General features: G+C 65.8%; 21 protein-coding genes. 11 read left to right on the plus strand and 10 right to left on the minus strand.

Annotated elements, in window-relative coordinates:
- The first annotated feature begins 97 nt into the window (after positions 1-97).
- The 3 genes from SPDO_RS11590 to SPDO_RS11600 are packed head-to-tail and all read left to right on the plus strand — an operon-like array spanning position 98 to position 3198.
- Entirely contained in the window at positions 98-541 is a 444-nt protein-coding gene (locus tag SPDO_RS11590; protein WP_088367659.1) for a MarR family winged helix-turn-helix transcriptional regulator, read from the plus strand.
- Positions 534-1610, plus strand: a complete 1077-nt coding sequence (locus tag SPDO_RS11595; protein ID WP_088367660.1) for an HlyD family secretion protein — start codon at positions 534-536, stop codon at positions 1608-1610. The genes SPDO_RS11590 and SPDO_RS11595 overlap by 8 nt, the downstream gene beginning before the upstream one ends.
- Before the next feature lies 1 nt (position 1611).
- Positions 1612-3198, plus strand: coding sequence for a DHA2 family efflux MFS transporter permease subunit (locus tag SPDO_RS11600; RefSeq protein ID WP_088367661.1), 1587 nt, complete (start codon positions 1612-1614; stop codon positions 3196-3198).
- A gap of 56 nt (positions 3199-3254) precedes the next feature.
- Here SPDO_RS11600 and SPDO_RS11605 read toward each other — a convergent pair whose 3' ends face one another.
- Both SPDO_RS11605 and SPDO_RS11610 read right to left on the minus strand, forming a co-directional pair.
- The gene (locus tag SPDO_RS11605; RefSeq protein WP_088367662.1) at positions 3255-4283 is read right to left on the minus strand and encodes an aspartate-semialdehyde dehydrogenase; all 1029 of its coding nucleotides are present in this window, start codon (positions 4281-4283) and stop codon (positions 3255-3257) included.
- 67 nt (positions 4284-4350) lie between these two features.
- On the minus strand, positions 4351-6597 hold the full coding sequence (locus tag SPDO_RS11610) for an alpha/beta fold hydrolase (RefSeq protein ID WP_088367663.1): 2247 nt from the start codon (positions 6595-6597) through the stop codon (positions 4351-4353).
- A 134-nt stretch (positions 6598-6731) separates the two neighbouring features.
- Between SPDO_RS11610 and SPDO_RS11615 the strand changes: the two genes are divergently transcribed.
- A complete protein-coding gene (locus tag SPDO_RS11615) occupies positions 6732-7793 on the plus strand; it encodes a potassium channel family protein (protein ID WP_088367664.1) in 1062 nt (353 codons plus the stop codon).
- Positions 7794-8068: 275 nt separating this feature from the next.
- On the opposite strand, the gene rplS is transcribed toward SPDO_RS11615, so the two are convergent.
- From rplS to SPDO_RS11630, 3 genes are read right to left on the minus strand one after another with little or no spacing between them, the layout of a single operon-like run.
- Complete coding sequence (gene rplS, locus SPDO_RS11620) at positions 8069-8458, minus strand: 50S ribosomal protein L19 (protein ID WP_088367665.1); 390 nt, start codon at positions 8456-8458, stop codon at positions 8069-8071.
- Positions 8459-8463: 5 nt separating this feature from the next.
- The gene (gene trmD, locus SPDO_RS11625) at positions 8464-9189 is read right to left on the minus strand and encodes a tRNA (guanosine(37)-N1)-methyltransferase TrmD (RefSeq protein ID WP_088367666.1); all 726 of its coding nucleotides are present in this window, start codon (positions 9187-9189) and stop codon (positions 8464-8466) included.
- Positions 9186-10703: a serine hydrolase domain-containing protein gene (locus SPDO_RS11630; protein ID WP_088367667.1), complete on the minus strand. Its 1518-nt coding sequence runs from the start codon at positions 10701-10703 to the stop codon at positions 9186-9188. Before SPDO_RS11630 ends, trmD begins: the two co-directional genes overlap by 4 nt.
- A 135-nt stretch (positions 10704-10838) precedes the next feature.
- Here SPDO_RS11630 and SPDO_RS11635 point away from each other — a divergent pair, with 135 nt between their 5' ends.
- Entirely contained in the window at positions 10839-11744 is a 906-nt protein-coding gene (locus tag SPDO_RS11635) for an NAD(P)/FAD-dependent oxidoreductase (protein WP_088367668.1), read from the plus strand.
- A gap of 13 nt (positions 11745-11757) precedes the next feature.
- Here SPDO_RS11635 and rimM read toward each other — a convergent pair whose 3' ends face one another.
- Genes rimM through ffh form a run of 4 tightly spaced genes read right to left on the minus strand, consistent with a single transcriptional unit; the run spans position 11758 to position 14347 of the window.
- Positions 11758-12207 carry a ribosome maturation factor RimM gene (rimM, locus tag SPDO_RS11640; RefSeq protein WP_281252588.1) on the minus strand — a complete coding sequence of 150 codons (450 nt, stop codon included), beginning with the start codon at positions 12205-12207 and terminating at the stop codon, positions 11758-11760.
- Positions 12208-12214: 7 nt separating this feature from the next.
- Positions 12215-12352 carry a hypothetical protein gene (locus SPDO_RS17180; protein ID WP_245829423.1) on the minus strand — a complete coding sequence of 46 codons (138 nt, stop codon included), beginning with the start codon at positions 12350-12352 and terminating at the stop codon, positions 12215-12217.
- 49 nt (positions 12353-12401) lie between these two features.
- On the minus strand, positions 12402-12809 hold the full coding sequence (gene rpsP / locus SPDO_RS11645; protein WP_088367670.1) for a 30S ribosomal protein S16: 408 nt from the start codon (positions 12807-12809) through the stop codon (positions 12402-12404).
- A gap of 32 nt (positions 12810-12841) precedes the next feature.
- Positions 12842-14347 (minus strand): signal recognition particle protein, encoded by a 1506-nt coding sequence (gene ffh / locus SPDO_RS11650; RefSeq protein ID WP_088367671.1) that lies wholly within the window; start codon positions 14345-14347, stop codon positions 12842-12844.
- A 197-nt stretch (positions 14348-14544) separates the two neighbouring features.
- Between ffh and SPDO_RS11655 the strand changes: the two genes are divergently transcribed.
- Positions 14545-16155, plus strand: coding sequence for a putative bifunctional diguanylate cyclase/phosphodiesterase (locus tag SPDO_RS11655; protein ID WP_088367672.1), 1611 nt, complete (start codon positions 14545-14547; stop codon positions 16153-16155).
- A gap of 14 nt (positions 16156-16169) precedes the next feature.
- On the opposite strand, the gene SPDO_RS11660 is transcribed toward SPDO_RS11655, so the two are convergent.
- Positions 16170-17678 (minus strand): YifB family Mg chelatase-like AAA ATPase, encoded by a 1509-nt coding sequence (locus SPDO_RS11660; protein WP_088367673.1) that lies wholly within the window; start codon positions 17676-17678, stop codon positions 16170-16172.
- A gap of 227 nt (positions 17679-17905) precedes the next feature.
- Here SPDO_RS11660 and rpmH point away from each other — a divergent pair, with 227 nt between their 5' ends.
- Genes rpmH through yihA form a run of 5 tightly spaced genes read left to right on the plus strand, consistent with a single transcriptional unit; the run spans position 17906 to position 21019 of the window.
- On the plus strand, positions 17906-18040 hold the full coding sequence (rpmH, locus tag SPDO_RS11665; protein ID WP_028056723.1) for a 50S ribosomal protein L34: 135 nt from the start codon (positions 17906-17908) through the stop codon (positions 18038-18040).
- Positions 18041-18075: 35 nt separating this feature from the next.
- Positions 18076-18396 (plus strand): ribonuclease P protein component, encoded by a 321-nt coding sequence (rnpA, locus tag SPDO_RS11670; RefSeq protein ID WP_088367674.1) that lies wholly within the window; start codon positions 18076-18078, stop codon positions 18394-18396.
- A complete protein-coding gene (gene yidD, locus SPDO_RS11675; RefSeq protein ID WP_088367675.1) occupies positions 18393-18605 on the plus strand; it encodes a membrane protein insertion efficiency factor YidD in 213 nt (70 codons plus the stop codon). The genes rnpA and yidD overlap by 4 nt, the downstream gene beginning before the upstream one ends.
- Before the next feature lie 15 nt (positions 18606-18620).
- Positions 18621-20324: a membrane protein insertase YidC gene (gene yidC / locus SPDO_RS11680; protein ID WP_088367676.1), complete on the plus strand. Its 1704-nt coding sequence runs from the start codon at positions 18621-18623 to the stop codon at positions 20322-20324.
- The gene (gene yihA, locus SPDO_RS11685; protein ID WP_088367677.1) at positions 20321-21019 is read left to right on the plus strand and encodes a ribosome biogenesis GTP-binding protein YihA/YsxC; all 699 of its coding nucleotides are present in this window, start codon (positions 20321-20323) and stop codon (positions 21017-21019) included. The genes yidC and yihA overlap by 4 nt, the downstream gene beginning before the upstream one ends.
- Positions 21020-21036: the final 17 nt, after the last annotated feature.

Below are 21036 nucleotides of genomic sequence, written 5' to 3' on the forward strand. Positions count from 1 at the left end.
TCCTTGCGCCTCGCCAACGCGCGAAAACCCGCTCCGCTGCACAGCAGCCGAGAAGCAGCTCTTCCTATTGGTAAGCATGCTTATTATATGCGCGCATATGAGCGACAATTTCGGATTTCTGCTGAGCGACACGGCGCGGCTGCTCCGCAAGCATTTCGACGAGCGCGCGCGCCAGCACGGCGCCACCCGCGCGCAGTGGAAAGCGCTGCTCGGCATCAGCCGCAACGAAGGTATTAATCAGGGCACGCTGGCCGACCTCTTGGAGGTGGAGCCGATCACGCTCTGCCGCCTCGTCGATCGGCTGGAAGAAAGCGGTTTGGTCGAGCGTCGGCGCGATCCCAACGATCGCCGCGCCTGGCAGTTGTTCCTCACCGACAAGGCCGGGCCGATCCTGGAGGAGCTGCACGAAACCGCGGACGAGCTCATGTCGCAGGCGCTGTTCCATATCTCGGCCCCGCAGGTCGAGATGATGACCGATCTCCTCAACCAGATCCGATCGAACCTCGCCGCAAGCGAGACGAAAGAGGCCGCCCATGGCTGACGCTGACCCGAAAACCGCCGCCACGGACGAGACGATCGTGATCGAAGAACCGGCAATCAGCGCCCCGGCCAAACGACGCGGATGGCTGCGCCCGCTGCTGATGTTCGGCGTGCCGCTGCTGATCGCCGCGGTTGCCGGCTATTTCTACCTCACCTCGGGCCGCTACATAACCACCGACAACGCCTATGTGCGGCAGGACGTCATCTCGATCAGCCCCGATGTCTCGGGCCGCATCGTCGCGGTGAACGTGAAGGAAAACCAGCGGGTCAAGGCCGGCGACGTGCTCTTCCGCATCGACCCGGAGCCCTATCGCATCGCGCTGGCACAGGCCGACGCCGATCTCGCCGCCGCACGCGTTCAGGTCGCCACCATGGCGACCGACAGCAGCAGCGCCGCCGCCGACATCCAGAGCGCGCGCGCCGAATTGACGCTCGCGCAGGCGACTTTCCAGCGGCAAAGCGAGCTGATGAAGCGCGGCTTCACCACCCGCGCCAGCTATGACGCCGCGGTGCAGGATGTCGCCGCCGCCCGCGCCAAGATCGCGGCTGGCGAGGCCGATGCCGCCCGCGCCCGGCAGCAGGTCGGCAGCGGCGGCGGCTCGGGTCAGCCCGCCGCGATCCAGGTCGCGCTGGCCAAGCGCGCCCAGGCTGCGCTGAATCTCGAGCGCACCACGGTAAAGGCGCCCTCCGACGGCGTGGTCAGCCAGACCAGCCGCTTGCAGGTCGGCAACATAACGCCGTCGGGCGTGCCCGCGCTCAGCCTCGTCGTCAGCGATCAGGCATGGGTGGAGGCCAATTTCAAGGAAACCGATCTCGATCACATGCGCGTCGGCCAGCCGGCGGAGCTCGAATTCGACGCTTACCCTGACCTGAAGGTCCGCGGCCGCGTGCAGTCGATCGGCGCGGGTACCGGCAGCGAGTTTTCCGTGCTGCCGGCGCAGAATGCGAACGGCAATTGGGTGAAGGTAACGCAGCGTGTTCCGGTGCGCATCGCGATCGACGGCACGCCGCCGCGCGTGATGATCGCCGGGCTCTCGACCGACGTCAGCATCGACACCGGAGCACATTAAAGTGGCCTCGCGCGCCGCTCCAGCCGGTCCCGCCGCGCGCCGACCTGCGCCGGCGGCCGCGCCGGCCCCCGGCAAACCGCTGCTGGAAACAAGCCATCGCGGCTTGCTGACGGTCGGCATCATGGGCGCCATGATCATGCAGATCCTGGACACCACGATCGCCAACGTCGCGCTGCCGCATATGATGACCAGTCTCGGCGCGACGGTGGACACCGTCACCTGGGTGCTGACCAGCTATATCGTCGCCACCGCCATCGCGCTGCCCGCCACCGGCTGGCTGTCCGACCGGCTCGGCAGCCGCAACCTGTTCCTTATCGCGGTGGCCGGCTTCATCATCGCCTCCATGCTCTGCGGCATCGCCACGAGCCTTGAGGAGATGGTGATCTTCCGCGTCTTCCAGGGCGTTTTCGCGGCCTTCATCAATCCCCTGTCGCAAACCTCGATGCTCGACATCAACCGGCCGGAGAATGCGGCGAAGGCGATGAGCGTCTGGGGCATGGGCGTCATGGTCGGGCCGATCATGGGGCCGGTGCTCGGCGGCTGGCTGACGGAAAGCTATAACTGGCGCTGGGTGTTCTACGTCAACGTGCCTGTCGGCATCCTCACCTTTGCGATCCTGTGGTTCCTGCTGCCCAGCCGCCCCAAGGCGACGCGATCGTTTGATTTCGCCGGCTTCGTCTATCTCGGCGTCGCCGTCGCCGCCTTTCAGCTCATGCTCGATCGCGGTCAGAGCGAGGATTGGTTCGACAGCTGGGAAGTCATCATCGAAGGGCTGGCCACCATCGCCTTCACCTGGATGGCGGTGTTCCACTTCGCCACCGCGAAGAAGCCGCTGTTCGACCGCGCGCTGTTCCAGAACCGCAATCTCGTCACCGGCCTCCTCTTCATGCTGGTGGTCGGCATCTCGACCATGGCGCCGATGGCGCTGCTGCCACCGATGCTGCAGAACCTGTTCGGCTATCCGGTGATCGACACCGGCGTCATGATGGCGCCGCGCGGTGTCGGCGTGCTCGCCACCATGTGGCTCGCCGGGCAGCTGATGGGGAAGGTCGACACCCGCCTAGTCATCATGGTCGGTTTGGTGATCTTCGGCGTGTCGCTGCGCCAGATGTCGTCATTCTCGCTCGAGCAGGATTTCTGGCCGGTCATCACGGCGGGGTTCGTTCAGGGGCTCGGCATGGGGCTCGTCTTCATGCCGCTCAACGCGCTGGCCTTTGCGACGCTCGACGGCCGCTATCGCACCGACGGCTCCAGCCTGCTGAACCTGTTTCGCTCGATCGGCCAGTCCGCCGGCATTTCGATGGTGACGGTGCTGCTCGCCCGCAACACGCAAACCAGCCATGCGGACCTTGCCCAGCACATCACCCGCAACGCCATTGCCGGCTTCGACGTGGCGCAGCTCAGTGGCCTCGGCCCGCTATCCGATGCCGCCATGTCGATGGCCGATGCGATGGTGAACCAGCAGGCGGCGATGATCGCCTATCTCGACGATTTCTGGCTGATGAGCTGGATCTCGTTCGCGGCGGTGCCGCTGGTGCTTCTGCTGCGCAAACCGCAGGGCAAGATCGAAGTGGTGCACAGCGAATAAAAAAAGGGGGCGCTTCCACTCGGAAGCGCCCCCTTTTCGTTAGCTGACCGCCAGTGTTAGGCGGCCTTCTTCAGGTGACGACGTCCCAGCAGCTCGGCAATCTGCACCGCGTTCAGCGCCGCGCCCTTGCGCAGATTGTCGCTGACGCACCACAGCGACAGGCCGTTCTCCACCGTCGAATCGTCGCGCACGCGGCTGATAAAGGTGGCGTAATCGCCCACGCACTCGACCGGCGTGACATAGCCGCCGTCCTCGCGCTTATCGACCAGCATGACGCCCGGCGCCTCGCGCAGGATCTTCTGTGCTTCCTCGGCGGAGATCTCCTTCTCGAATTCGATGTTGATCGCTTCGGAATGGCCGACGAACACCGGCACGCGCACGCATGTCGCCGTCAGCTTGATCTTGGGATCGAGGATCTTCTTGGTCTCCACCACCATCTTCCATTCTTCCTTGGTGGAGCCATCCTCCAGGAAGCTGTCGATGTGCGGGATCACGTTGAAGGCGATCTGCTTGGTGAACTTCTTCGCCTCGGCCTGATCGCCGACGAAGATGTTGCGGCTCTGCTCGAACAGCTCGTCCATGCCCTGCTTGCCCGCGCCGGACACCGACTGGTACGTCGCCACCACCACGCGCTTGATGGTCGCCGCGTCATGCAGCGGCTTCAGCGCCACCACCATCTGCGCGGTCGAGCAGTTCGGATTGGCGATGATGTTCTTCTTGCGATAGCCGTCGACCGCCTCCGGATTCACCTCGGGCACGATCAGCGGCACGTCCGGGTCCATCCGGTACAGCGACGAATTGTCGATCACGGTGCAGCCGGCAGCGGCGAACTTCGGCGCATAGACCTTGGTCGCTTCGCTGCCGATCGCGAACAGCGCGAAATCCCAGCCGGCCGGATCGAAATGCTCGATGTTCTGCACCTTCAGCATCTTTCCGGTATCGCCGTACTCGATCTGCTCACCGACCGAGCGCGACGACGCCAGCAGCGCCACCTCGTCCGCCGGAAACTCGCGATCCGCCAGGATATTGACCATCTCGCGCCCGACATTGCCTGTCGCACCGGCGACTACCACGCGGTAACCCATACAATCTTCCTTCAATTCATCGTCGCGCGCGCCTTACCGGTGCGCGCAACATTGTGCCAACAAAGCTTTACTTGGCGTCACTTTTCTTCACGTGCCGATCAAGGAACGCCAGCATGGTCGTCCAGGGATGGATGTCCCGAACCGCGCCATGCGCCTTCCCCGGATACAGCATCATCTCGAACGGCTTGTCCGCCTGCTGCATGCGCGCGGCAAAGGCGGTCGTGTTGTCGAGGAACACGTTGTCGTCCGCCATGCCGTGCATGATCAGCAAGGGATCGCTGATCCGCTCCGCCGTTTCCAGCGCGCTCGAGCCGCGATACGCCGCCGCGTCACGGGTGGGGTCACCCATGTACCGCTCCGTGTAATGCGTATCGTACAGCGTCCAGTCGGTCACCGGCGCACCGGAGATGCCCGCGGCAAACACGCCAGGGTGCTGCTCCATCATCTTCAGCGTCAGATAGCCGCCGTATGACCAGCCATAGATAGCGATCTTGTCCGGATCTACAAATGGCAGCGTCTTGAGGTACGCCGCACCGGCCAGCTGATCGTCCACCTCCACGGTGCCCATCGCGTGCCAGATCGCGTCCTCGAACGCCTTGCCGCGGTTCTCCGACCCGCGATTGTCGACCTGGAACACGATCCAGCCCTGATCGACCAGGAACTGGCGCAGCGGCATGTTGCCCGGCCAGTCGCGCCACACGTCCTGGCTGCCCGGCCCGCCATAATGCATGAAGAACACCGGATAGCGCTTGTTCTTCTCCAGCACCGGCGTAATCATTTCCCAATGCAGCGGCGTGCCGTCCGCGGCCTTGATCGTGCCGAACTGCGTCGGGCGGTGCGAGGCGAGGAACGGCGCATAGGGGTGATCCCCCGCCACCGCATTCTCGTTCACCCACGCGATCCGCTTGCCATTGGCGTCCGCCAGATAAGTCTGCTTGGGCTGCGACGGGTTCGACCGACTGATGATGAAGCGCGTGCCCGTGCCATCGGCCGACACCCCGCTCAGCGTCCAGCCGGCCTCGTCCAGCCGCACCGGCTCGCCCGGCCGCGCCAGATCGAGCGCATAGAGGTGCTTCTCCAGCACCCCGTCGCGGTTGCCGGTGAACACCAGCCGCCCCTTCGCCTCGTCCACCGCGATCAGCGCATCGACCACCCACGGCCCCTTGGTCAGCTGCGTCCACGCCCCCGCCTTCCAGCGATACAGATGCGCAAAGCCATCGCGCTCCGATCGCCAGATCAGGCTCCCGTCCTTCAGCGGCTGATAGGCATCGGACAGGTTGATCCAGCTCTTCTCGCCCGCCCGCTCGGTGAACAGCACCGTGGACTTGCCCGTCGCCGGATCGACCCGCAGCATGTCGAGCGTGCGCTGGTCGCGCGATTGCCGCTGCACCAACAGCGCCGACCCATCGGGCAGCCAGTCGACCCGCGCCAGATAGATGTCGGGATCGCTCCCCAAATCCACCTTCACCTTGCCCGACCCATCGGGCTTCATGATGAACAGGTCGACCAGCACGTTGGGCGTGCCCGCCGCCGGGTATCGCTGCTCGTAAATGCTCGTGCCCGTCGCACCGATCGAGGCGCGCGTAAACACGCGCACCGGCGCCTCGTCGAAGCGTTCGACCGCGATCAGGCGATCGTCCGGCGACCACCAATAGCCGGTGCGGCGATGCATCTCTTCCTGCGCGACGAACTCCGCCTCGCCGAAATGGACCGTGCCCTTGCCCTCGGTCGTCACCGGCCGCGCTTCGCCGCCGCCCGCTGGGCGCGTCCACAAATTCTGGTCGCGCACGAAGCTGACATAGCCGCCGCGCGGCGACACCACCGGGTTCAGCGCGCCCTTGGTGCCCTCAAGCCGCCGCACCGCGCCGTCGAGTGTCGCGACGAAAAGCTCGCCATCCACCGGCACCAGGATCGACTTGCCGTCCGGCGCCCAGTCGTAATCGAGGATACCGGTCTTGCCCGTCTTCGACCGATCGCGCTCGCGCTGCATCTTTTCGGCTTCGGATAGCGCCGCGCCGCTGCCGACCTTGCGCGAATCCACCAGCATCCGCGATTGGCCGGTCCGCGTATCCATCGCCCACAGGTCGAAGCGGTTGCGCTCGTCCTCGCGCGGCCGCACGGAGGTCAGCAGCGTGCCATCGGGCGACAGGCGCAGCGCCTGCGGCTGCCCGCCGGCAAGGTCGGGGCTGGCGAACACGCGCTCCAGCGTCAGCTCGGGCGTCGTCGCAGCCACCGGCGTGGCCCCCGGTTTCGCCATCGCGGCACCCGCCAAGATCGTCAGCCCGGCGCCGGCCGCCGCCATCCATATCCGCATTCGCTCTTCCCAAACTTTCCGATGGCAAGCCGGTTAGCCCGCCCGTCGCCCAAGCGCAAAAGCCAACGCGCCTGCCGCCGCCCGATCACCAACGTTACTCGACTTTACCTGTACGCCCGGTTTAGGTCACACCGATGCGGGCAAAGAAGCACGTCAAGGATCTGCACCTGCGCCGCCGAAGCGCGCTGCCCGATTGGGCCAGCCTCGCGCTGCGCGTGCTGCTCGCCCTCATGCTCATCAGCATCGCGCTCGGCGGTCACTGGATCGATCGCGAGGGCCTGCGCGACAATATCGATGGCACGATCAACTTTGCGGACGTGCTGTATTTCACCATGATCACCGTCACGACGGTCGGCTATGGCGACATCGTACCGGTGACGCAGAGCGCGCGGATGTTCGACACCTTCGTGGTGACGCCCATTCGACTGTTTGTGTGGTTGATCTTCCTGGGGACGGCTTATGATTTCCTGCTGCGGCGAACCTGGCAACGGTGGCGCATGAGGGTGATCCAGCGCCAGCTCAGCGGCCATGTCATCATCGCCGGCTACGGCACCAGCGGCACGGAGGCGCTGCGCGAACTGATCCGGCGGGAGGTCGATCCGACCAGCATCGTGGTGATCGATCCCAGCGAGCGCGCGCTCGAGCATGCGGAGGATTGCGGCGCCGTCGTGCTGGAGGCGGACGCCACACGCGACACATCGCTGGCAGCGGCGCGGGTCGAGCAGGCCACCACCCTGATGGTGTCCGCCGGCCGCGACGACACCACCATCCTGATCGTGCTGACCGCCCGCCGCCTGTCCGACCATGTTCGCATCAGCGCCGTGATCCGATCCGACGACAACGAGGCGCTGGCGCGGCAGGCTGGCGCGGATGTGGTGATCAACCCCGCCAGTTTCGCTGGGCTGCTGCTGGCTGGCTCCACCAACGGCCCGCACGTCTCCGATTACCTCACTGACCTCGCCGCCGCGCAGGGCCGCGTGGCGCTGCACGAGCGCGATGCGACCGCTGCCGATGTCGGCCGCCCGCTCACCGGCCTGTCCACCGGGCTCGGCGTCCGCCTTTACCGCAGCGGGCTGTGCTTCGGCTTCGACCAGCCGGAGGCCGTCGCCGTGCAACCGGGCGACCGCATCGTTGAAATCGTCCGCGTCGGCACCGACCAGCCGCCCGCGCGCCCACCCGGGACACCGACGCGCTAGGTCTCCGCATCACGCCGCACCCACCACCACGGTGAAGGCCAAACCGTTGCGAAACGCCCCGCCGCCCGATGCCGCCCGTCATCCCGGCCTTGTGCCGGGATCCACTGCTCCGCCTACCCAACGCGTGAGGATGTGCGGCGCGGTGGATGCCGGGACCAGCCCGGCATGACTCGGTAAAGATCGCGCAGGCCGACCACCCGCCACAATCACGCACAAGAAAAAGGCGCCGGTGGCAAACCACCGACGCCCCTTTCTTCAACAATCGCGCTGCCCGATTACTCGGCGGCTTCCGCCTTTGCCGGGCGGTTGTCGCGGCGCTCGGCGATACGCGCCGACTTGCCGGTACGACCGCGCAGGTAATACAGCTTGGCACGACGCACGGCGCCCTTGCGGACGACGTCGATCGATTCAACGTTGGGCGAATACAGCGGGAACACGCGCTCCACACCCTCGCCGAACGAGATCTTGCGGACGGTGAACGACGAGCCCATGCCCTTGTTCGAACGCGCGATGCACACGCCTTCGTAGTTCTGGACGCGGGTACGCTCACCCTCGACCACCTTCACGCCGACCTTCAGCGTGTCACCCGGGCGGAATTCCGGGATCTTCTTGTTTTCGGTCAGCTTGGCGATCTGCTCGGCTTCGAGCTGCTGGATCAGGTTCATTTGCTTCAATCCTGTTCGTCGCTGCGCGCCAGAGGGCGGTTGACCCGAGCGCCGTTGTGACGCTCCCACAGGTCCGGCCGCCGTAGCCGTGTATCTTCCTCCGACCTGGCTTTACGCCAGGCGGCGATTTTCGCATGATCCCCCGATCGCAGCACTTCGGGGATCGTGCGCCCTTCCCATTGCTGAGGTCGGGTATAATGCGGATATTCCAGGAGGCCGCTTTCGTGGCTTTCCTCGACTCCGCTTGAAGCCGCGCCCATTACGCCGGGAAGCAGCCGGACGCAAGCGTCCAGCAGCACCAGCGCCGCCGTCTCGCCGCCCGACAGGATATAGTCGCCGATCGAGACTTCCTCGATCGCGCGCGCCTCGAACAAACGCTCGTCGAACCCCTCGAACCGGCCGCACAGGATCACCGCGCCCGGCCCCTCGGCCAGCTGGCGCACCCGCGCCTGGGTCAGCGGCTTGCCGCGCGGCGTCATCGCCAGCACTGGTCGCCCCTGCCCCTGCGCATCCAGCGCCGCCGCAAGAATATCGACGCGCAGCACCATGCCCGCGCCGCCACCCGCCGGCGTATCGTCCACCGTGCGATGCCGGTCGGTCGCAAAGTCGCGGATGTTCACCGCCTCCATCGACCAGCGGCCCTCCGCCAGCGCGCGCCCGGCGATGGCGTGGCCCAGCGGCCCGGGGAACATTTCGGGGTAGAGCGTCAGGATGGTTGCGGCAAAGGTCACGGGTTGGCGGCGGTAAAGCTCAACACCTGCAGGCTCAAGGCCGGCGTTGGCGCGCGCTGCACGCGGCCCGCGACGTCGCCGTTTTGACACTGCCACATGAAGCGGCCTTCCATCGCCGAAACGGGCGTGATCGGCGCATCGGTGCGGCACGTGCCGACCTGCTTCTTCAGCGCGGCAATGTCTGCCCGCCGCCGCGCCAGATCGCGATCGAGCACCACATTGTTCGCCAGCGGCGCACGCGCCGGATCGCCGCGCACCCACACGTCGCGCGCGATGGCATAGGCGCGGCCGAGGTCCGCCGACACCGGCACCGCGCGCTCCTCCGCCAGCCCCGCCTGCCGCAGCGCGAACAGCGCCTGCGACACGGGCTGGCCCGGCCCGGCATAGGTGCGATTGGCAAAGGCGAACACCGCCACACCCGCCTCGGGCAGCATCATCACGATCGATCCATAGCCGGGATAGCCCCCGCTGTGCGTCACGATCCGCCCCACCGCGCAATCGTTCACCACTTGCCACCCCATCGCATAGGCGCTCGCGACCCGGCACGGCTCGCCCGACGCGCTCGGCCGCTCCACCGTGCTGACGAAGTTCGATCCTTCCACGATCTCGCGTGCCGTCGCCCGCTTCACCGGGCCGTTCTCCGCCTCGTCACGCGGCGGCCAGCCGGACAGGAGGAACGCGATCCACCGCCAATAATCGTTCGCGCTGGTCTGCACCCCGCCCATGGCCCCGAACGCGCCGTCCGCCATGTCCGGCTCGCGCACCCAGGCGTCATCCTGCCAGCGATAGCCGAGCGCGCGCATGTCCTGCGGCCCGTTCAGCACGTCATAGCCGGTTGCGCCCATGCCCAGCGGCCTCATGATCTCGCGGCGGATATAATCCTGGTACCGCACGCCCGAGACGTTGCTGACGATACGACCGAGCATCGCATAGCCAAGATTGGAATATTCCATCCGAAGCCCCGGCGCCTGCGCGAACGGCACGCCAGCCTTCAGCATCGCGGTGAACGACGGCTCGCTCAGCGACTGCTGCCGATCGCCCCACGGATTATCCTCCACGAAGCCGGCCGTGTGGTGCAGCAGATCATCCACCCTGATCCGCCGGCTGTCCGTCGTCGGATATCGCCAGCCACGGATCTCGGGAATGTAGCGCTCCGCCGGCGCATCGAGCGACAGCCGATCCTGATCGCGCAGCTTCAGGATCGCCATCGCCGTGAAGGCCTTGGACATGGAGGCGATGCGAAACAGGCTGTCCGCCGTCACCGGGCGCTTGCTCGCTACGTCCTGCACGCCCAGCCCGCGCACCAGCGCCAGCTTGCCGTCCTTCACCACGCCATAAACGAGGCCGGGCACATGCGCCTGCTTCATCCATGCGTCGAACAGGGCGGTGAGCTGTGGCTCCACGCTCCCCACGTCGGCAGCAGGCGCCGCGGTCGTCGAGGTCGGCGCAGTCGTCTGCGCGGCCGCGGTCAGGGGAGAGGCAAGCAGCACGGCGGCGGACAGCGCACGGAACATCGATTTCCCCAAATGCCAGATCAACGAGGCAGCAGCGTTACCGCCTGCCCCCCGCCCGTCAATCGCGCGCAGATGCCCCCACGCGGATTCGTTTCGCTGAGGGAACCACCTGCACGTTCGATCGCTCCGCTCGCCATGCACGATTGCGTCATCATCGGCGGTGGCCCGGCGGGCCTAACGGCGGCGATCTATCTCGCCCGCTTCCATCTCGACATCGTCCTGCTCGACAATGGCTCGAGCCGCGCGGCGTTGATCCCCTGCACGCACAATCACGCCGGCTTCCCCGGCGGGATCAGCGGAGAGGATCTGCTCGACCGAATGCGTGAGCAGGCCGCGTCCTTCGGCGTGCGCCGCCACATTGCCACGGCCACTGCTGTTGAACCCGTGGCCGAAAACTTCCGGATACAGGCCGGGGACACGATGTTTGAGGCCAAAACGGTGCTGCTTGCGACCGGCGTCGTCAACAATCGGCCGACGATGGACGACGCCCTCCACGATGAAGCGCTCCGCCGTGGCCTCATCCGCTATTGCCCGATCTGCGACGGCTACGAAGTCACCGACAAACGCATTGGCGTCATCGGCACCGGCGACCATGGCATGCGCGAGGCGTTGTTTTTACGTGGTTATTCCAGCGACATCACCCTGATCGCGCCAGACGCCGAACACATGCTCGACGAGGAATGCGCCGCCGCGCTCGACCGCGCCGGTATCTTGCGAATCGATGGCCCATGCGGCGGCTATGCCATTGAGGAAGAACAGTTTGTATTCGAGACGGCAAGCGGTCGACTGCGCTTCGACAGTGTCTACCCCGCCCTCGGCTCGCACATACGCTCGGAACTGGCGCTGACCGCCGGCGCCCGCGGCACCGACGAGGGTTGCATCGTCACCGACGAGCACCAGCGCACCACCCTGCCCGGCCTCTACGCCGCCGGCGACGTGGTGAAGGGTCTCGATCAGATCAGTCACGCCATGGGCCAGGCCGGCGTCGCGGCCACCACGATCCGTAACGAATTGAGTCAACGTCAGCCGCTAAGGCGTTGATGATGCGGCGCTTCTAATCCGCGGCAAAGGCAGCCGCGATCACGATCCGCTCGCCGTCCCACTCGGGTACGGCATGCTCGTTCATCGGCACCATGAACCTTTTGCCGGTCGGGCGCTCGACCTCGATAACGTCACCCGCGCCGAAATTCTCCACCGCCACAACCTGTCCCAGCGTCTCACCGTCATCGGAAAAGGCTGCAAGACCAAGCAGATCGGCATGGTAATATTCCCCCTCTTCAAGCGGGGGAAGCGCAGACCGCGGCACCGTCAACTGCGTGCCACGCAGCGCCTCGGCGGCGGTACGATCCGACACTTCGGCAAAGCGCGCGATGTTACCGCGCAGTGACCGAAGGGTCAGCGCGCCATCATTAAATGCTTTAAAAACAGAGACATCGTCGGCGAAGAGCTTCAGCTTCACTTCGCCGGCAATGCCATGTGCCCCGGTCACCGCCGCCAGGACGATCGTCGGCTCACCCGCTGGGCGAGCCTTCGTCGCCGCCGGGAGCGTCGTCGCTTCCTTCGGCTGGTTCTGGGGCCGACACCCCTTCGTTGCTGGCGACCTTTTCGTCGTCGTCATTGGCGGTCCGGGGATCGGGATCCGAGATCATGGCGCACTCCTGTTATTACAGGGAAACGCGCCATGCTCGGATCGGATGCTTATTCGGTTGCTGCTTCGACCTCGGCGGCCACAACGGCTTCCGTCGTCTCCTGCTCGGCTTCCTGCTGCGCCTTCAGCTTCTCGGCACGCTCCTCGGCGCGCTCCTTGGCCTTCTCGCCCGGCTCGGCCTTCTTCGGGTTGTTGCGCGCGGTGCGCTCACGAACACCGGCGAGGTCGAGGAAGCGGGCAACGCGATCGGTCGGCTGGGCGCCGTTGCTCAGCCAGTGCTTCGCACGCTCGGCGTCGAGCACGATGCGCTTCTCGTCGTCCTTGGCGAGCAGCGGGTTGTAGTTACCGATCTTCTCGATGAAGCGGCCGTCGCGCGGGCTGCGCGCATCGGCAACGACGATGCGGTAATAGGGACGCTTCTTCGAACCGCCACGCGACAGGCGAATGCTCAGTGCCATTGGTACTTCTTCCTTCTACGTATCTGAAATGGTTACTTCTTGAACTTCGGGAATCCCGGCGGAAGGCCGCCAGCGCCGCCCGGCAGCCCCGGCAATCCACCGCCTGCCTTGCCCAGCATGTCGCCAAGCTCCGGCCCGCCCAGCGCATTGCCAAGCCCGGCCATGCCGCCGCCCGGCCCACCCTTGCCAAGCATGGAAAGCATCCCCTTGATGCCGCCCATCTTGCGGATCTTCTTCATCGCCGTGGACATCTCCTGATGCATCTTGAGCAGCTTGTTCACGTCCTGGACGGTCGTGCCGCTGCCCTTGGCGATGCGGATCTTGCGCTTGGCGTTGATCAGCTCGGGCTTGGACCGCTCCTTCTGCGTCATCGACGTGATCATCGCGTCCATGCGCAGCAGAATGCGCTCGTCGACGGCCCCGTTCGCCATCGCTTGCTGCGCCTTCTTCATACCGGGTATCATCCCGGCGAGCGCACCAAGGCCGCCCATGCGCCGCATCTGCGCCAATTGGCCGCGCAGATCGTCCATGTCGAACTGGCCCTTGGCCAGCTTCGCCGCCATGCGCTCGGCGTCTTCCTGCTGGATCGATTCCGCCGCCTTCTCGACCAGGCTGACGACGTCGCCCATGCCCAGGATACGGCCGGCCACACGCTCGGCATGGAACGCCTCCAGCGCATCCATCTTTTCGCCCACGCCGGCGAACTTGATCGGCTTGCCCGTAACGGCGCGCATCGACAGCGCCGCACCGCCGCGCGCGTCGCCGTCCATGCGGGTCAGCACCACGCCGGTCAGCGGCACCTGTTCGGAGAAGCTCTGCGCGACGTTCACCGCGTCCTGCCCGGTGAGCGAATCGACGACGAGCAGGATCTCCTGCGGCGTGGCAATATCCGCCACCGCCTTCATCTCGTCCATCAACGCCTGATCGACGTGCAGACGGCCCGCCGTGTCGAGCATCAGGACGTCAAAGCCCTGCAGCTTCGCGGCCTGCATCGCGCGCCGGGCGATCTCCACCGGCTGCTGCCCCGCGACGATCGGCAGCGTCTGCACCTCGACCTGCTTGCCAAGCGTCGCGAGTTGTTCCTGCGCCGCCGGGCGGTTGACGTCGAGCGACGCCATCAGCACCTTCTTGCGATCGCGGCCCATCTGCCCACCGGACAGCCGCTTGGCGATCTTCGCCGTCGTGGTCGTCTTGCCCGAGCCCTGCAGGCCGACCATCATCACCACCGCCGGCGGCGACACATCGAGCTTCAGCTCGGCCGCCTGCGGATCGTCGCCGCCCAGCATCGCGACCAGCGCATCGTTGACGATCTTGACGACCTGCTGCCCCGGCGTGACCGAGCGCAGCACGTTCTGGCCGATCGCCTTTTCCGTGGCCTCATCAACGAACTGTCGGGCAACCGGCAGCGCAACATCGGCTTCGAGCAGTGCGACGCGCACTTCGCGCATCGCCTGGCGCACGTCCGCTTCGGTCAGCGCACCACGACCGCGCAAGCGGTCGAACACGCCACCAAGACGATCGCTCAGGCTGTCGAACATCGCGTCTAACTCCCTTCATCCGCCCAAACGCAAAAGCGCCGGCGGGCGAAACCTCGCCGGCCAGCGTGCACCACATGGGCGCTTGTCTTCAGCGTTCAACAACGGAACGTGGCGCGGCGTGTAGCGCAAGCGAGGCCGCAGGGCAAGTCGCCGGGCGTTAACGTCTTCTACACACAATCGCGGCAAAATGGGGCGACATGGATGACTCTTCCGTTCACGAGTCTGGCGGGCGCGGAAGACGCGCCTCGCCGATCAGCCTTATCACCATGGCGGCGGTGGGGCTGTGCGTCATCGTCCTGGCTGCGGTCATTGTGGGCGTGCTGCGCAATGGCCCACAGGCGGCCGCGCCGCTGATCTGGCCGGCGATCGCCGCGCTGGTTCTCAATCTTGCGGTGATGATCGCGGGTCGCCGTCGGCACCGCCAGGTCACGCGCCAGTTGCGCGATCAACTGAATACCACCCAGGGTACGCGCCGCCAGCCCGCCCGCGATCCGCTCACCGGCTTTCTGAACCGCCGCGCGCTGGTGGAGGATGCGACGATCCTGCTGCATGATGCCGCTCAGCGCGACATGATGATGGCGGTTCTGATGATCGATCTGGATCGCTTCAAGACGATCAACGATCTTCATGGCCACGCTGTCGGCGACGCGCTGCTCGCCCGGGTCGCTGGAGAAATCAGCAAGGAACTGCCGGCGCGTTCGCTGGCGGCCCGGCTGGGTGGTGACGAATTCGCCTGCGTGTTCCTGTTCAACCCGGCGGACTCGAAGACCGTTCAGCACGTGGCCGAACGGCTTGTCAGTCGACTCGCGCGACCAATCGACCTCGATGGCACCGCGCTTCGTATCTCTGCCTCTGTCGGTGTCGCTCGATCCGATCATGAGCCAACGTCGGTCGAGTCGCTGATCCGCGCAGCGGACATCGCAATGTATGCCGCCAAGGAAGCCGGCCGAAATCGCCTGAACTGGTTCGATCCCGCCATGGCGCGCTCGCTCCACGCCCGGAACGAACTGGAAACGGCGTTGCGCGCGGCCATTCCGGCCGGGCAGATCGTGCCGTTCTTCGAGCAGCAGATCGACCTCAACACGGGGCAGATCGTCGGCTTCGAGGTGCTCGCGCGCTGGAACCACCCGGTACACGGTCAGATTAGCCCCGATCGCTTCATCCCCATCGCCGAGCAGACCGGGATGATCGCGGACCTTTCCACCTCGCTCATGACCCAGGCTTTTCTGGCGGCGCGGGACTGGGATCCGAGCCTTACCATCTCGATCAACATCTCGCCGGTGCAGCTTCGGGACGCTTGGCTGCCGCAGAAGATCATCAAGCTTCTGCTGGAAACCGGCTTTTCCGCGCATCGACTGGAAATCGAGATCACCGAACGCGCGCTGTTCGAAAATCTGCCGCTGGCGCAATCGATCATCGGCAGCCTCAAGAACCAGGGCATCCGCATCGCGCTGGACGATTTCGGTACGGGCTATTCGAGCCTCGGGCACCTGCGCGCCCTTCCGTTCGACCGGATCAAGATCGATCGCAGCTTCGTGCAGGCCATTGCCGAGGACCAGGACAGCGCCGCGCTCGTCGGCGCAGTCGCCAGCGTCGGCGCAAGCCTCAACCTACCCGTCACGGCGGAAGGTATCGAGGATCTGGCCGCGGAGGCCCGCATGCGGGCGCTCGGCTGCGCACGCGGCCAAGGCTATTTGTATGGGCATCCCATCGATGCCGCCAACACGCGACGCCTGTTGGCCGAGCGCCGCCTTCTGAATGCCAGTGGCAGCGCCACGGACGAGGCGCACCGCCGTATCGCGGGATAAGCTATCGCCCCCCGCTAGCTTCGCGGCGGCTGCCGGCGATAGCTGAGCGCTTCGGCGAGATGGATGCGGCCGATCTCGGCGCTTCCTGCCATATCGGCGATGGTGCGCGCCACACGCAGGATCCGCGTGTAGCCGCGCGCTGATAGGCGCATGGCCTCTGCCGCCTGCGCGAGCAGCGCACGACCTGCATCGTCTGGCGTGGCAAACCGCTCCAACAATTCACCGTCGATCTCGGCGTTGGTGCGAATGCCATGCTCGCGGTAGCGTGTCGCCTGCACCGCGCGCACCTCCGCCACGCGCGCGGCCACCTCGGTCGATCCCTCGCGGGGCGGCGGCAGCATCAGATCCACCGCACTCACCGCCTGCACCTCGACATGCAGGTCGATCCTGTCGAGCAGCGGCCCCGACACTTTCGCCTGATAGTCCGCCGCGCATTTGGGCGCCCGCGCGCAGGCCAAGCCCGCGTCGCCAAGATAACCGCATCGACACGGGTTCATCGCAGCAACCAGTTGCACGCGGGCGGGATAGGTGACGTGCGCGTTGGCGCGCGCGACGCTGACCGTGCCCGATTCGAGCGGCTGCCGTAGCGAGTCGAGCACGGCCCGCTGGAACTCGGGCAGTTCGTCGAGAAACAGGACGCCAAGGTGCGCCATGCTCACCTCTCCCGGCTTCACCTTTAGCCCACCGCCCGTCAGCGCCGCCATGGAGGCGGAATGATGGGGAGCACGAAAGGGCCGCGTGCGCGTCAGCCGCCCGCCCTCCAGCATGCCGGCGACCGATTGCACCATGGACACTTCCAGTGCCTCCCCAGCATCAAGCGGCGGCAGAATGCCTGGCAAGCACGACGCCATCAGCGATTTGCCGCTGCCGGGCGGACCGACCATCAGCAGATTGTGATTGCCCGCCGCCGCGATTTCTAGCGCGCGCTTCGCCGTTTCCTGCCCTCGCACCTGGCGCAGGTCGGGGCCGGTGCCGGTCGCCTCCACTGCACCGGCCCCGGGCGCTGGCAACAATCCGTGCCCCTTCAGATGATTGATCAACGACAGGAGGTCGGGGGCGGCCACCACGTCGATCGAGCCGCTCCATGCAGCCTCCGCACCCTGCGCCGCCGGGCAAATCAGCCCCTTGCCGATCTCGGCCGCATGCAGCGCCGCCAGCAGAACACCGGGCGACGGCGCAATCCGCCCGTCCAACGTCAATTCGCCGACAATGACATATTCGGACAAAGTCTCGGCATCTACGACGCCCATCGCAGCGAGCAGCCCCAGTGCGATCGGCAGGTCGAAATGCGACCCCTCCTTCGGCAGATCGGCAGGCGACAGGTTCACCGCAATCCGCTTGGGCGGCAGCGCGAGGCCCATGGCGGCAATCGCACCGCGCACTCGCTCGCGGCTTTCGCCCACCGCCTTGTCCGCGAGGCCAACCAGATTGAAGGCCGGAAGGCCCGCGATCAGCTGCACCTGCACCTCAACGGCGCGCGCCTCCAGCCCCAGATATGCCACCGTTGCGACGATCGCCGCCATGCACGTCCCCTCGCTTCCCCGCTTGCGCTCATACCGCCTTTGCCGCCGCTGCGAAGCACTCTATATGCGGCGGTTGCAAAGGGGTGCCGCGCCCCTCGTCGCAGGTGCAGCGACGCATGCTGACGGGGCACCTCTCGCGTTGACTTGCTTCGTGCCTTCGCCTATGCGGCGCAGCATTCGGGCCGTCCCTCGTGGCGGCCTTTATTTTTCAGATTTGGGAATGAACCATGAAGCGGACCTTTCAGCCGAGCAACCTGGTGCGGGCACGCCGTCACGGCTTCCGTGCACGGATGGCGACGGTCGGCGGTCGCGCCGTGATCCGCGCCCGTCGCGCTCGCGGCCGCAAGAAGCTGTCGGCCTAACCGGCTCACCCGGAAAGACGGGTAAAGGGTTGATCATGCTGACGCGCCGCCGGGATTTCCTGGCGGCGAACGCCGGACGGCGCGCGCCCATGCCGGGCTTCGTCCTTTTGGTCCGCCCGCGCGAAGACGGCGATGCGACGATGCGCATCGGCTACACCGTCACCAAGAAGATCGGCAACGCCGTGGTGCGTAACCGGATGAAGCGCCGGTTGCGCACTTTGGCGCGTGAGCTATTGCCGGCGCACGGCATCGCCGGGGCCGACCACGTCCTGATCGGTCGCATGGGCGGCATCGAACGCGATTATGCCAACTTGAAGGCAGAGCTTGGCAAGGCGCTGCGCAAGGTGACGCGATGATCGCGCGATTGCTGATCCTGCTCGCTCGCGGCTGGCAGCTCGGGCCATCGCTCATCCTGCCGCCGACCTGCCGCTATCACCCCAGCTGTTCCGCCTATGCAATCGAGGCGCTTCGCCGCTATGGAGCGGCGCGGGGTTCCTGGCTCGCTGCGAAGCGCATCGCGCGTTGCGGGCCATGGGGCGGGCACGGCTATGATCCGGTGCCATAAGGGAATTGGGCGCTCGTGAACAAAGACAATAAGAACTTCGTGCTGTTCGCGGTGATCGCGGCGCTGATCCTGTTCGGCTGGCCGGTGATCCAGAACCGGTTCTTCCCGACTGCCAATCCCCCGGTGACCAAGATCGAGGACGGCAAGCAGAAGGTGCTGCCCAAGCCTTCCGCTGATCCCACCGCCGACTCGCCCGCCGCTACTCGCGATCGCGCTGCCGTTCTGCGTGAGACGCCGCGGGTCCAGATCGACACGCCCACGATGCGCGGCTCGATCAACCTGCGTGGCGCCCGCATCGACGATCTGGTGCTGAAGAACTACAACGAGACGGTGGCGAAGAACTCGCCGCCTGTTCGCCTGCTCTCACCCGCCGGCGCGCCTGACGCTTATTTCGCCGGTTTCGGCTGGCGGGACGACGGCCTGGCGCCGCCGGCCGCAGATGCCGTCTGGACCGCTTCGTCGCAGTTGCTCGCGCCCGGCAAGCCCGTCACCCTCACCGCCGCCAACGCCACGGGCCAGCGTTTCGCCATCGAGCTGTCGGTCGACGATGGCTATATGTTCAGCGTCAAGCAGACGGTGGCGAACGGTGGCGCAGGCGCCGTCCCAGTCGCCGCATACGGCCTCGTCAATCGAGCCAGTGTGTCGAAGGATCCCAGCAGCTGGACCAATCACGTCGGCCCGATGTCGGTCCACAACGACCACGCCGATTATGACGTCGACTTCAAGCACGTGGACGAAGGGGCGCAGCGCTTCTCGACCACCGGCGGCTGGCTCGGCTTTGTTGACAAATACTGGCTGACCGCGCTGATCCCCGATCAGGCGCGTCCCTTCGACGGCCAGTTCCGCCGCGGTGCCGGCACCGCCTATCAGGCCGATTACACCAGTAACGCCCAGCTGCTGCAGCCAGGCCGCCAGGTAACGCAGACCAGCCGTTTCTTTGCCGGCGCAAAGGAAGTGCGCCTGCTCGATCACTATACCGACAAAGAAGGCGTCAACCGCTTCGACTATGCGCTGGACTGGGGCTGGTTCCGGGTCATCGAAAAGCCGATCTTCTATTATCTCGACTGGCTGTTCCGCCAGGTGGGCAACTTCGGCGTCGCGATTATCCTCCTGACGCTGACGATCCGTCTGCTCATGTTCCCGGTCGCCCAGCGCCAGTTCCGCTCCATGGCGAACATGCGCGCCGTGCAGCCCAAGATGAAGGCCATCCAGGAGCGCTACAAGGACGACAAGCCACGCATGCAGCAGGAGATCATGGCGCTGTACAAGGCGGAAAAGGTCAATCCGCTCGCCGGCTGCGCCCCCACCCTGCTTCAGATCCCGATCTTCTACGCGCTGTACAAGATGCTCATGCTGACGATCGAAATGCGGCATCAGCCTTTCGTCGGCTGGATCAAGGATCTGTCCGCACCCGATCCGCTGACGCCGGTGAATCTGTTCGGTCTCCTGTCCTTCACGCCGCCGCACTTCTTGGCGATCGGTGTGGTGCCGATCCTGCTGGGCATCAGCATGTACTTCCAGTTCAAGCTGAACCCGGCACCGATGGATGATGCGCAAAAGCAGATCTTCTCGCTGATGCCGTGGGTGCTGATGTTCGTGATGGCGCCGTTCGCAGTCGGCCTCCAGGTGTACTGGATCACCTCCAACTGCCTAACCATCCTGCAGCAGAAGCTGCTCTACGCCCGCCATCCGGGCCTCAAGGAAGCACCCGCGAAATGACCGATCCTTTCCAGCCTGCGGAGGACAACCAGCCGCAGGCTGGCGTGGACGAGCATGATCCGGTTCGCTCGCCCGAGGCGATCGAGGCCGCACGCAAGGTGTTCGCCGGCCCGATCAGCTTCCTGAAGTCCGCCCCCGCGCTCCAGTTCCTGCCCGATCCCACCGTGCCCGAAGTCGCCTTTGCCGGCCGCTCGAACGTAGGCAAATCGTCGCTGATCAATGCGCTAACCGGTCGCAAGGCGTTGGCGCGTACCTCGGTCACGCCCGGCCGCACACAGGAGCTGAACTTCTTCGACGTCGGCGAGCCCATGCTCTTCCGCCTCGTCGACATGCCCGGCTATGGCTTCGCCAAGGCGCCCAAGGACATGGTGAAGAAGTGGCGCTTCCTCGTGAACGACTTCCTGCGCGGGCGGCAGGTGCTGAAGCGCGCCCTGGTGCTCATCGACGCGCGTCACGGGATCAAGGACGTGGATCGCGAGATCCTCGACATGCTCGACAAGGCCGCCGTCAGCTATCGCATGGTCCTGACCAAGGCGGACAAGATCAAGGCGACCGAGCTTCAGGACGTTACCGAGCGCACGATCGCGGAAGCACGCAAGCGCCCCGCCGCGCACCCCGACATCATCGCCACCTCATCCGAAAAGGGCATGGGCGTTGCCGAACTGCGCGCCGCGGTGATCGAGGCGATCGGCTGAGCGCCACGCAGCCTCGG

The sequence above is a fragment of the Sphingomonas dokdonensis genome (assembly GCF_002197685.1).
In the GTDB taxonomy this organism is placed as follows: Bacteria; Pseudomonadota; Alphaproteobacteria; order Sphingomonadales; family Sphingomonadaceae; genus Sphingomonas; species Sphingomonas dokdonensis.